The 11368-nt window shown below is 59.6% G+C and carries 13 protein-coding genes and 1 pseudogene; 10 read left to right on the top strand and 4 right to left on the bottom strand.

All coding sequences use genetic code 11. From position 1 onward, the window contains the following. Window positions 1–208 precede the first annotated feature (208 nt). The 4 genes from XH85_RS19355 to XH85_RS19365 are packed head-to-tail and all read left to right on the top strand — an operon-like array spanning window position 209 to window position 3213. Window positions 209–1042 (top strand): tyrosine-type recombinase/integrase, encoded by an 834-nt coding sequence (locus XH85_RS19355; protein WP_245474157.1) that lies wholly within the window; start codon window positions 209–211, stop codon window positions 1040–1042. Next, window positions 997–1287: a tyrosine-type recombinase/integrase gene (locus XH85_RS47385; protein ID WP_276486170.1), complete on the top strand. Its 291-nt coding sequence runs from the start codon at window positions 997–999 to the stop codon at window positions 1285–1287. Before XH85_RS19355 ends, XH85_RS47385 begins: the two co-directional genes overlap by 46 nt. Further along, window positions 1284–2228, top strand: a complete 945-nt coding sequence (locus XH85_RS19360; protein ID WP_128930217.1) for a tyrosine-type recombinase/integrase — start codon at window positions 1284–1286, stop codon at window positions 2226–2228. Before XH85_RS47385 ends, XH85_RS19360 begins: the two co-directional genes overlap by 4 nt. Next, window positions 2218–3213, top strand: coding sequence for a tyrosine-type recombinase/integrase (locus XH85_RS19365; protein WP_128930216.1), 996 nt, complete (start codon window positions 2218–2220; stop codon window positions 3211–3213). Before XH85_RS19360 ends, XH85_RS19365 begins: the two co-directional genes overlap by 11 nt. Window positions 3214–3309: 96 nt before the next feature. Here the strand turns inward: XH85_RS19365 and XH85_RS19370 are convergent. Continuing rightward, a pseudogene (locus XH85_RS19370) lies at window positions 3310–3657 on the bottom strand (helix-turn-helix domain-containing protein); the annotation flags it as partial. 407 nt (window positions 3658–4064) lie between these two features. Here XH85_RS19370 and XH85_RS19380 point away from each other — a divergent pair. The 6 genes from XH85_RS19380 (at window position 4065) to XH85_RS19415 (ending at window position 9909) form a co-directional block, all read left to right on the top strand. Beyond that, complete coding sequence (locus XH85_RS19380; RefSeq protein ID WP_128933074.1) at window positions 4065–4259, top strand: hypothetical protein; 195 nt, start codon at window positions 4065–4067, stop codon at window positions 4257–4259. Between the two features lie 781 nt (window positions 4260–5040). Then, entirely contained in the window at window positions 5041–5412 is a 372-nt protein-coding gene (locus XH85_RS19385; RefSeq protein ID WP_128933075.1) for a hypothetical protein, read from the top strand. A gap of 451 nt (window positions 5413–5863) precedes the next feature. Beyond that, window positions 5864–6037, top strand: a complete 174-nt coding sequence (locus XH85_RS19390) for a DUF3606 domain-containing protein (protein WP_128933076.1) — start codon at window positions 5864–5866, stop codon at window positions 6035–6037. A 181-nt stretch (window positions 6038–6218) separates the two neighbouring features. Beyond that, window positions 6219–7025: a transglutaminase-like domain-containing protein gene (locus tag XH85_RS19395; protein WP_128933077.1), complete on the top strand. Its 807-nt coding sequence runs from the start codon at window positions 6219–6221 to the stop codon at window positions 7023–7025. Window positions 7026–7572: 547 nt separating this feature from the next. Then, a complete protein-coding gene (locus tag XH85_RS19405) occupies window positions 7573–7845 on the top strand; it encodes a type VI secretion protein (protein WP_245473675.1) in 273 nt (90 codons plus the stop codon). A 1860-nt stretch (window positions 7846–9705) separates the two neighbouring features. Continuing rightward, on the top strand, window positions 9706–9909 hold the full coding sequence (locus tag XH85_RS19415) for a hypothetical protein (protein ID WP_128933079.1): 204 nt from the start codon (window positions 9706–9708) through the stop codon (window positions 9907–9909). Between the two features lie 44 nt (window positions 9910–9953). On the opposite strand, the gene XH85_RS47675 is transcribed toward XH85_RS19415, so the two are convergent. The 3 genes from XH85_RS47675 to XH85_RS19425 form a co-directional block, all read right to left on the bottom strand. Continuing rightward, on the bottom strand, window positions 9954–10151 hold the full coding sequence (locus XH85_RS47675) for a hypothetical protein (RefSeq protein WP_338025653.1): 198 nt from the start codon (window positions 10149–10151) through the stop codon (window positions 9954–9956). A gap of 39 nt (window positions 10152–10190) precedes the next feature. Then, a complete protein-coding gene (locus tag XH85_RS47680) occupies window positions 10191–10364 on the bottom strand; it encodes an ATP-dependent DNA ligase (RefSeq protein WP_338025654.1) in 174 nt (57 codons plus the stop codon). Window positions 10365–10732: 368 nt separating this feature from the next. Continuing rightward, the gene (locus XH85_RS19425) at window positions 10733–10933 is read right to left on the bottom strand and encodes a hypothetical protein (RefSeq protein ID WP_128933080.1); all 201 of its coding nucleotides are present in this window, start codon (window positions 10931–10933) and stop codon (window positions 10733–10735) included. Window positions 10934–11368: the final 435 nt, after the last annotated feature.

The following is an 11368-nucleotide window of genomic DNA, read 5'->3' on the forward strand; positions in this document are numbered from 1 at the left end:
GCATTGTTCACGCAACATAATTCGACGTCTGGGTAGCGAACCTTTTGTCCAATGGAGGCTCGCTATGGATCAGACGATATATTCCATTCCCTTGACCGTACCCCACCGTGATGACGCGCCATTCACCGACGAGCGGTACCGGTACCTTCGCCACTGTGCAGAAGCCGGTGCGACCGCAGCTTCTCTCAAGATCAAGCGCAACGAGCTGTTGCGGATTGCCGCACGTCTCGGTCCAGATGCTTCGCAGGGCATCGATATCGAGGCACTCCAACGGATCGCGACCGAGCGTCTGCGCCTGACGGGGGCTGCCACCGCAGCACGAAGAGTGGTCGACATCGGACGGCCTTGGCTTCGATTTCTCGGTTGGTGGCGTGAACCAACCGTCGTGTTTCAGTACCAGAGCCAACTCGACCAGTATGTGACATGGATGCGCAATGAGCGCGGATTCTCGCCATCGACGGTGGAGCAATGGAGCCGGATAATCGGCAGGTTCCTGCGCTGGTGCGACAAAACCAACCGGCAACTCAGGGACCTTCAGCCTGAAGACGTTGACGCCTATTTTGTCGCCCAGGCGACGGGACGATGGTCCCGCGTTTCGGTGGCCAACACAGCCTCTGCCTTGCGGGGATTTCTGCGCTACGCGGCAAAGCGGGGAATGTGTACGGACCGCTTAGCGGCCTCGATTTGCCGGCCTCGGCTTTATCGTCAGGAGTCGCTGCCGTATGCCCCAGATTGGTTCGACGTGCAGCGCATGTTGGCCGACGCCGAGACTGACAACCCCCGGGACATCCGCGATCGTGCGATCCTGCTGTTGCTCGCGGTCTACGGGATGCGCAGCGGCGAAGCGGCGGCATTGCGCCTTGATCAGATTGACTGGGCCGGTAGGACGCTACGGCTTTTCCGCCTGAAGCGCCGGCAGCCGCAGATCTATCCCCTGGTTCCCTCTGCGGCTGAGGCGCTCGCCCGCTACATCGACACGGTGCGGCCGCTATCATCGTGCCCGGAAGTGTTCCTCTGCATGCACGCGCCCGTCGACCGTTGAAGGCAGGGAGCATTTATGATGTCGCCAACCGCAGATTTGTTGCACTTGGAATCGACGCTGCCCACCGCGGTGGCCATGCGTTGCGCCACGCCTGCGCCTCCCGGCTTCTCGCCGAAGGTCTGTCGATAAAGGAGATCGGGGACCATTTGGGACATCGCAGCGCGGCGTCAACCAGCATCTACGCCAAGGTGAACATGCAGGCGCTTCGCGAGGTCGGAGCGTTCGACCTGGGAGGCCTCCAATGAGGCTGACCCATGTTGTCGACGCCTATCTGGCCAAGCAGCGCTCACTGGGGGCGCGTTTCGAGTCGGCTGAGGTTCTGCTCCGTAGGTTCTGCCGAGCGATGGGCAATCGAGATATCGGCGAAGTCACCCCAGAGGCGGTAGCCGAGTTCCTCCAAGGCAAAGGATCGCTCAGTGCCACCTGGATGCTGCGATATAGGGTTTTGAGCGGCCTTTATCGATTCGCCATCAGTCGCGGGTACGCAGCATCCTCCCCACTGCCGACATCGTTTCCAAAGCTGCTGCCGCAACAAACGCCCTATGTTTATTCCACGGAAGAACTGCGCCGCCTGTTGGACGCGACCTCGATCCTGGAGGTTGGGCATCGCCCTCATGTGCCAGCTATGTACCGTACGCTCCTCTTATTGCTGTACGGAAGCGGCATGCGCATTGGCGAGGCGCTTCGTTTGGTCCTGCAAGACGTGGATCTGACTGATCAGGTCATCACCGTCCGTGACACGAAGTTCTTCAAAACGCGCCTCGTGCCTATCGGACCAAAGCTCAACCAGGAATTGGTCGAGTACGTCGAGCGCCGTCGCCGGCTCCCTCTGCCGCGCGGGCAAGAATCTCCATTATTCACTACGCGCGGCAGTCGACCGTGGCACTATGTGCGGGTCATCTCCTGGTTTCAGCATGTCCGCCGGGCCGCCGGAATCAGTTGCCCTGTCGGCGAGCCTCGACCTCCACGGCTGCACGATATTCGCCACACAGCCGCGGTGCACCGGGTAATTGCATGGTATCGCTCCGGCCAGGAGGTGCAGCGACTGCTTCCGCAACTCGCCACCTACCTTGGCCACATCGATATCCGTTCAACCCAGCGCTATTTGCAGATGACGCCAGATCTCCTCCAGGCGGCCAGCGAGCGCTTTGCCCTGTACGCGATGGAGGCCGACCATGAAGGATAAGAGCCTGCTTGGTCCGTGGATCCGGCGGTTCTTGCTGGAACATCTGGTCGCCGAGCGCAATCTTTCCCGCAACACCCAAGCCAGCTACCGCGACACGCTGACATTGTTGCTGCCGTTCGCCAGCAAGCAGGGAGGCTGCGCCATCGATCGCATGACCGTGGAAGAGCTGACGCCGGAAGTCGTCCGCAAGTTCCTGGACCACCTGGAGCGCGATCGCCGGTGCAGCGAGGTTACCCGCAACCAACGGCTGGCGACCATCCATTCACTGGCGCGCTTTATCGGGACGCGTTCGCCGATCCACCTGGCCTGGTGTTCCGAGATACGGGCAGTGCCGTTCAAGAAGACGGCCAAGACCGCGATCGGATACCTCGAAAAGGCCGAGATGGACGCGTTGCTAAATCAACCTGACAGACGCACGAGTCTTGGGGTGCGGGACCATGTTCTGCTGCTTTTCCTATACAACAGCGGTGCTCGCGCCGATGAGGCAGCAAAATTGACGGTCGGCAATCTCCAACTGGGTGCGTCTCCGTCAGTGCGACTTCACGGTAAGGGCAACAAGGTTAGAATCTGTCCATTGTGGTCAACGACCGCAACCTCGTTGACTCGTCTTGTGGCCGACCGGAACAAAAGTGAAGCGGTCTTTCTCGGGCGGACGAACCAGCCTTTGACGCGCTTCGGAATACACCGTCTCGTGACGCAATATGCCGCCATGGCGGGCGAAACGGTGCCGACGTTGGCGACGAAGCGCGTAAGCCCACATACGGTTCGGCACACAACGGCGGTGCACCTGCTGCGCGCCGGCGTCGACATCAACACGATCCGTGCTTGGCTGGGCCACGTGTCATTAGACACCACGCACATCTATGCTGAAGTCGACCTGGAAATGAAAGCAGAGGCGTTAGCCAGGGTCGACATCAGCAGTCTGAGGCCGCCGCCTCGGCAACCCTCTCTCCCGTCGTTGATGGCATTCCTGAAGGCCCTGTAGGTCGAAAGGTCACACTCTTATGTTGCGGAGCGAGCCGAGGAAATTGGCGCAATCCTTGGCTCGCTCCAGCAGCGACAACATAAATCTGGCGGCAACATAACGCGAATAGCGATACCCGCCGGGTTCGCCCGCGATGTACTCCTCCCACAGGATCGCCAGCGTCACGTGCTTGCGCCGGAGTTCGCGGTGCACCGCCGCCCAATCCGGCTCCGCCTGCCGGCGATGGCCCCGCCGCGTGCCGGGCCCGGCTCCCGCGCTGGCGAACAGCCGGGCCTCCAGCTCCGTGTCGGTGATGTCGTCGGTCAACGGCCAGCTCAGCCCCGCCGCCTCGAACCGGCGGATCGTCAACCGCACCGTCGATGGGGCCGTCCCCACCCGCCGCGCAATCTCACGGGTCGACATTCCCGCCGACTTCAATCTGATCACATCGCGCACGTGGCGCATCGCAAGCCTCTCCGTCGGCATCCAGGTCCCCCTTCGCAAAGCCGAAAGGCGGGACCGTATCGGAGCCAGAAGAGGCCTCGTCACCCCGGGCGACATCATCCCGGAATGGTGGGCGAGATCATCTCGGAATGGCGGGCGAGATCAAATCGGAACGGTGGGCGAGATCATTCCGGAATGGTGGGCGACATCGAGCGGAATCAGCAAAAAAGTACCTACGCATGCAATTGCTCCCGGATAAGGCGGGAGCGCTGCAGCGTCTCTGTGTCACCGGAAATGCCCAGATCGGATCGGTGATGATGCCGAGCTGGCCGACTTCCAAGCATTCCTCAACCTTGGACGCTGAGTCAGTTCCGATTGTGGTTAGGTTCGAGCTGGCATGTTGGCCGGCCACGGCGCATACTCGACGAATGAAAAACCGCATCGGCTGGACGACTTGCCCCTCCATTGGAGGGAAATATGCAGTGGCCGAACTCCTCGAGGGTGGTGTAGTCGGCAATGAACTCATCACCTTCGCCACCAAGGCGCAGGCCCAGGAATTCATCGATTCTGGCCAGGCCGATGAGCTGGGGGCGCGGGGTTCCGTGCCAAAAAGCCGCGAATGACCAGGCGCGAGACCCTGCGCGACAAATGGACTGTAGATCTCGAGTGTCCACGTTGTGGGAGGCTGGACGTGGCGCGGCTCTCACAGGCGGACGGCTACGCCTATGTGAGGGGGAAACCGCTACCCGCGTCGATCATGTGCCGTTCGGCTTTGCCTACATTGATCCGGTGACCTGCAGCTTTCAGTGCTCGAAATGTCAGGTCCCAATACTGTGACGTTGCTCCCGCGAATGAGCGACAAGCAGGTCATGACTATTCTTCGCGAATTGCACGCTGCGGAGGAGGGTTTCGTCGGGATGGCCGTCGCGCTGACCGGCGGTGACGGGCAGGCCACTTCGAGGACCTTATCCGATAAGCGCCGCAATTCCTCTCCGGCAGTTCGTCCCAGGATTTTGCGACGTTCGACTAACGCTTGCGCCGTTTCAAGTCACACCGTCAACGGAGGCGCAGCGTAAAGGATATCACCCCAAGGAAACCATGGTGCGCCGTTCGTACGCAGAGCGCTACCGGCAGCGTTCACGACACGCGTGACAATCTGCGCGCGCAGCCCACCCCAGAACAGAACGCCCTTTACACTATCGAGCTAGCCATATAGCGTCCGTGTACAGGTCAGCAAAATGCTCACCTCGAAGCTGCCCATGAAGTAGCGACTTCCGAAGTCGCCGCCAGTCGTCGTAGCAGCAGCTCACGTGCCATCGGAAGGCGCAATCATAACATTGTGTTTATCACAGCGCGTCAGCGTCGCAGGTGCGTCTCTGCGCGCGCTCAAGAAAGGCGACCTTCATGAAACTTCCTGCAATCTTGCAAGGCGAGGCACGGACCCGCTTCCTTCAAGGAATCGCGTTCGGCGCAGTGGCGACCATGGCGATTGGATTCATGTGGGGCGGTTGGGTCACGGGGGAGAACGCCAGAATCATGCGCACCACGGCGGAGACCAGCGGCCGAATGTCCGTTCTGGTACCGCTTTGCGTCGCTCAGTTCACAGCCGCAGACGGCGCCCTCGCTAAATTCAAGGCGGCAAGCGCTTACTCCAGAGAGAACGTCGTCAGCGAATTCGTGAAGAAGGTGGCATCCACGAGCATGGATTACTCGTTCGCCAAGGCTTGTGCCACCGGGATCGAAACTGAACTCGCAAGCGCAGCGACAAAGAGTTGACGAGCGTACCCGCAAGCCGCACCGAGGCTGTGCGTAGAAAATACATAGCTGTTCGGTAGAAAATGGGCGACGACGCTGAAGAGCGTCATGATTGCGCCACACGCCCTTTCTCGTTCAATGCTTTGACGCTGCGAAAGTTGATCAGTTAAAGGCCGATGTGCCAATTGCGCGCCGGACCAAGGGAGGTGCGCGTCGAACGGCCGAAAGGCTCGCCATAAGCAGGGTAGGCGTCGCATCGCCGCCTTACTGGCGCTCATGATCCTAAGGGGGCCCACTTGCGGTCTCCACTCATGATCAAATACAATTAAAAGCGGCGGAACGTCGCTTCGAAGCGAATGTTGGTTTGACGGAGACAGAATCTTCGCGAGCAGCGGGGCAGTCCCCGTCGCGGCCGGAGCGGTGCAACGCCCGCCTGGTCGCGCCGGTCCTTCCTTTATCGCGAAAGAAACATATGAACAGGCAAAAGCCGGTCGATTTCAGCAATTCGCTGAATCTCGCCAATAAAGTGCAGGTCAAGATCCTGCGCAGGCGCCTCAAGCTATCGGATGAGCAGTTTAGAAGCGTCGTTCGCAAGTCGGGCAGTTCAATCTCAGCCATCATCAAGGAATCCGCCAGTCTGAAGTAGGAGCTTAGGTCGCGCTTGCCTCAGCACCGACCTAAACAGCGACCCGCCAGAAACGACCGGGCTGCGGCCGTGCCAGAGCGCTGGAAGCAGGCAGCCAAGACAGTCTGCCCGCGCCGCCGCTGCCAACGAGATCATCCCTGGAGCCAGTTCGAGCTTATCCAGTCGGGGCAGGCCCTAACGCATGAAAATACAAGTTGGCTTTGAAATGACCTACGAATTCCAGCAAGTCACGCCATTGATTGCTGTCGTCGGTGTGCATTTCACCCGGGCATCCGACATCATTGTGCCGGATTACCTCATCACTGAGCCTTCCGTGCCGATCTCGCCATACCGCGACGGCTTTGGAAACTGGTGCAGTCGGTTCGTTGCGCCACCCGGCCGCATGCGCCTTTCCGCCAACGGTACAGTGCGCGATAGCGGGCTGCCTGACGTGATCATGCCTTCCGCCACGCAGTGCCCGGTGCAGGATCTGCCGCCTGATACCATCGTTTATCTGCTTGGCAGCCGCTACTGCGAAACCGATCGGCTTTCCGACATTGCATGGAAGCTGTTCGAGAAAGTGGCGCCGGGTTGGCCGCGGGTCCAGGCGATCTGCGATTTCGTGCATAATCACATCGCGTTTGGCTACGAGCACGCGCGGGCCACCATAACAGCTTGGGACGTATTCAACGAAGGCAAGGGCGTCTGCCGCGACTATGCGCATCTTGCCATTGCATTCTGCCGTTGCATGAACATTCCAGCCCGCTATTGCACCGGCTATCTCGGCGACATCGGCATCCCGCCGCCCCACGCTCCCGGGGACTTTGCAGGCTGGTTCGAAGCCTATCTTGGCGGCTGCTGGTACACATTCGATGCACGCAACAACACTCCGCGAATCGGCCGCGTCCTGATTGCGCAAGGCCGCGATGCGGCGGATGTTCCGATCGTCCAAACTTTCGGACCCAACAAGCTCCTCAGCTTCAAGGTGTGGACTGATGAACTTGTCTAACGCGCTCACCCCTGGGCGATTGGGTACCAGGCGGAGATTGATCTCGCTAATTGGTTAGAAGGCTGCTACACGGTTCGCATCACCGCGCGCTACGTGGCTGTTATCGGTGACTGAGAGCGTTGTGCTCCCGCCTCAACCCAAGAGAAGGCGGTCAGATGTCAAATTCCGACAAATTCGACATTCGTGAGTGGCTCGTACCACCTTTGTTGGTACCGGTCTTCCTCGTACTGCTGGTTGCGGTGACGGACCTTTTATAGCGGTAAGTCCGTCAATCTCCATGTGTCAGACCTGCAAACCGGGGCGTTGAGCCAGTTCAAGGCAAACAGGAGACCCAAAATGGCAAACACGGCAATCATCAGGGATGCCTACGGGGTTCCGGCAATCTTCGTTGGTTCGAAGACTGGCCGGGACGATGCGCCCTTTGTTTTCGTGAGGGTCGGAGGTGAGGAGCGCCGGATGCGGTGGTCCGAATGGGATGCTCTTCCGGCCTGGACCGGCGAGAGTCCCACCTGGGCGAGTAAAACCAAATAGCTATGGAGTGCTCAGCATGAGGATGGTTCGAACAGGCATATTGACCGCGGCGCTTTTGCTGACATCCGCACTGGGCACATTCACGCCAGCGGCTGTTGCCGCGGAGCCGAACTGCCGTGCGGTCGAAAGCACCAGCGCCCGCCTTTCCTGTTACGATGCGGCATTTCCTCCAAAAGCCAGGAAGCCCAACGAAGCCGGCGTCGACTCGTCGTCAGGCTACAAGGATCCATTTCTTGCGGAAGAAGCCCGAACCGCCGCGAAGCTAAAGAATATCTGCCGCGGTTGCTGAGTTTCGCTTCCGAACATGCGCGCCAATTAAGAGAGCCCGTAAGATGACGTACGATGCTAAAGATCGCCGAGTGGGCCGCCAACGAAAGCGTGCTCTTCATCTGGCGGGCAGGGTTTTGGATGGGAGGGCAGACCGCTCTGCGAGTTCTAAGGACCAATCGGCCAGAAGGCAGCACCTGCTTGACGGGCCAGCAGAATTCAAAGCGGTCCGCGTCGATCGTTCGAGGAAGACCTCAAACGATGCTGAGTGATCGAGGTTTGTCACCGCGTATGGTCGCTTCGGCCCAGAGTCATGATGACGCATGGAACATCAGGGTATTAAATACACGGTGGTCCAAACGATCAAGCCGCCCGGCTGGAAATGGTCGTTTGAGCGAGACGGTCGGTCAACCCGAACCGGAATTGCCTTCAATCGAGCGGAGGCTGTCAGCGCAGCTGAACGAGCGATCAGCCGATCGCTCAGAGATCAGCAACGCCAATAGAAGCGCTCGGTTTGCAGCTCCTGCTTCAATTTGAATTTGGTCTCTGTCCTCGGCACGTTGCCTCTCGACGCCGGCGTCGCAAAGCGCAAGTGCGGATCACAAGAGCTCGGCGTCACGGCGGAGAATTGCAGGGAGTTGCTCCCGGCCTGTACCGCATTACGGACCATCGATTAACTCCCAGCAATTCGCAAATAGTTCCTGCCAGGACCGAACAAAGCGCTCGCTATTCGGCAGATAAAGGCGCACTGTCTCACTACCATCGAGCGGCCCTTAGCATCTATCGGTGGTGTGAACGCAAGTTGCGCTCCCGCTCAACCCCGCAGCGGAGCGTCAAACATGCCGGCTCAACGGTCCCCAGGACAATCCTTGACATTCGAATACCGCCTCGCGCAAGAGGCGATCAATCTCCGCCTACAGGCCAAGGGGATGCCCGTTGGCGTCCGCCGCACGGAGCTTCTGCGAAAAGCCCGGCAGATCGATGTTGCCGGGGAGCTCAACAAGTGGCTGACCTCGCCGGGACTACAGCCGCCATCTTGAATTTTGGCCTCACCGACGTGATGAACTTCAGCACTCCACGTGGAGACTAACCTTTATCGGGATTTTACTCTCACCCTCCCGGGGCTGGTAAGCCGCCGCCTGCGCTCTATTTAAGCGGGCGGCGTTTTTGCTCGAGATGGTATTGGATGTGACTTCTAGCGGCTGATCGTGATTTCCATGTGGCTTTCTAGGAACGCCGCTGGGAGAACGGCTTTAAGCTTAATCACCTTTTCGGATCATGGGCTACTATCGGTGACTGAGAGCTGGTCGCTCCCGCCTTCAAGCCGCGGGATGCACATGTGCAACAAGTGCGACCAGATAGACAACGAGATTGAACAGCTCCGCGGGTTGATAGCACCGGGAATGGACGCGCTTAGCCTGGCGTTGATCCGATGCGCCATCGATAAGGCCGCCTTTAAGTGCCACGGGAGCGCGCACAGCTAAGTGTGCCCTGCCAAAGATTGGCATCCTTCCGGCTGGCGCTCTTCGCACGTTCGGGCCTTGCACCCCCGGTGTCTACCAATATGAGGTGACGGTTAAGTCGGCCTGCCGGCGAAGTACTGGGAAGGGCGCGGCAATTGCGTTCGTTCCCGGACGATAACGATTCCAAAGCGCCGCCGAACTAGCGACCCTGAAAGGACGATTGGCCGTGACTGGCCTTAGCTCAGAGCACCGCGACGGGGAGGTGAGCCGAACCAGGTCATGCAAGCTGCCGAGAGCGGCCTTTGTCCCATTGCGGATCCAGCGCGCTGCTAAAGTCCCGGCGCTGGCCTATTTCCGACCACGATGTTTTTCAATCCAGCGGCGGCTTTTTTGTCGTATGGTGGCGGATGGACCGTGCCATGCTTCAAAAACACCTAGCGATAGCGGAGCGCCACATCGCCCAGGGCGTGAAGCTTCTTGCAAAACAGGAAGCGCTGATCGCCGAACTGGCCCGGCACAACCACGACACCGAGGGCGCAAGGGCCGTGCTGGCGACAATGAGGGAAACCCAGACCCTGCACATCGACGACCGGGATCGCATTTCGAGGGCATTGGAACAGTAGGCCCTTGATTAGGTCAAAGGCCACTAGCCTCTCGGGTCAAAGCTTCAGGCATGGATGAGCCCATGCCAGAGAAACGTCCAGACCCCAAGCCGACGCGTTTGGAAGAGGCTCGACGTATCCTCGAGGAGTACGCGGTTATCGAAGGCGGAGAGCTGCACCTCATGGTCGTGTTGACGGCTGTGCAGCGCATTGAAGTCGCTGATGCCGTCCACGCCGAGGATCACGGCCTCGCCATCGATCACAAAGCGCTTCTGCCGGTTCTTCAGCGCGGCCTCAGCAATCTAGGGATAGCGCTTGGTCCAGTTGGTGCCGTTGCGCGAGAGGAGGCGCACGCGCTCGTTCTCCCGGATGACAAGCATCCGGTAGCCGTCGTGCTTTACTTCATGAATCCAGTCCGGCCCGTCGGGGACCTGCTTGGCGGCGACGGCCAGGCAGAGGTCGTACCCCATACGCATGGGCCGAAGATAAGTTTTCCCGCGGCGTTTACGAGTCAGGAACAAGTGGCAATCTAGCGAATTTCTTCCTTGCTCCGGCGTCCCCCAACCCCCCCCGAAACCGGAGCGCAGCCAACGGCCTCAGCTGCCGACCAGTTGAGGCCGCCCTTTTGAGTTACCGTACCAAGCTTTGCCACCTCCCTCGTGGGTCAGCGTTTCCTACTTTTCCCGCTTACATGCCGGCGCTCTAAGCGGCGGGGAGGTGCAAATGCCAAACGGCTGCCATCATCACAATAGAAGCCTTGAATACGGTGCTCCGGCAATAACCCTTCTGTCCTTCTGAGCACCCGTAATTTCCTCAGCATCAGAGGCCGCCTCAGTTGGCGGCCTTACTTTGGCGGCTGCAAGCCGGGAGACTTGAGCCATTCGCTCATATGCGCGCCAGTCTCGTACTGGCGGGCTCTCCGCAACAGGTGCTCACGTTCGATGCTGTGAGGAAGAGCCTTGGCCTTCTCCCGCAGCCGTTCGGCTTCCTGGCCTAGGCGTTCTTCTAGAGTTTTGGTCTGCTTGATGCGGCGGCGCACTGTCATGGCGCTATTCCCTGTTCAGTAGGGCGCGAGCGCTGTGATGGGCGTTCTCATCACCGACGCGCGGTGATAGCGCTTTAACGTTCCTGTAAGGGAACGGTTGCTGGGGTTCCAACCGAAGCCGCGGCGTACTGGATGCCCCGGTCAAGCCAGGTAGTTAGGACAAGAATTCAACTTAGCACACTAGCGGGATAGTACCTGACGGCGCGTCAGAATATTGAAACGAGAACAAAGGGGCCCAGCGCGAACTAGGGCAGGCCGCCCGACGGCGGCCCCTCTTCGGGCTCCAACGTCTCGATTTTGGTCGCGCCTTCCCAGAGCTCTCTACAGGATGCCCGTCGACAAGCTGCTTGGCTCTTTCCCTTGCGGCTGCCTCGTCGCGCATATCGAGGTCAATCCGCAGTTCTATGTGTCCATCGGCACCGATTATGTAAGCTC

It is taken from the genome of Bradyrhizobium zhanjiangense (genome assembly GCF_004114935.1).
Classification (GTDB): domain Bacteria; phylum Pseudomonadota; class Alphaproteobacteria; order Rhizobiales; family Xanthobacteraceae; genus Bradyrhizobium; species Bradyrhizobium zhanjiangense.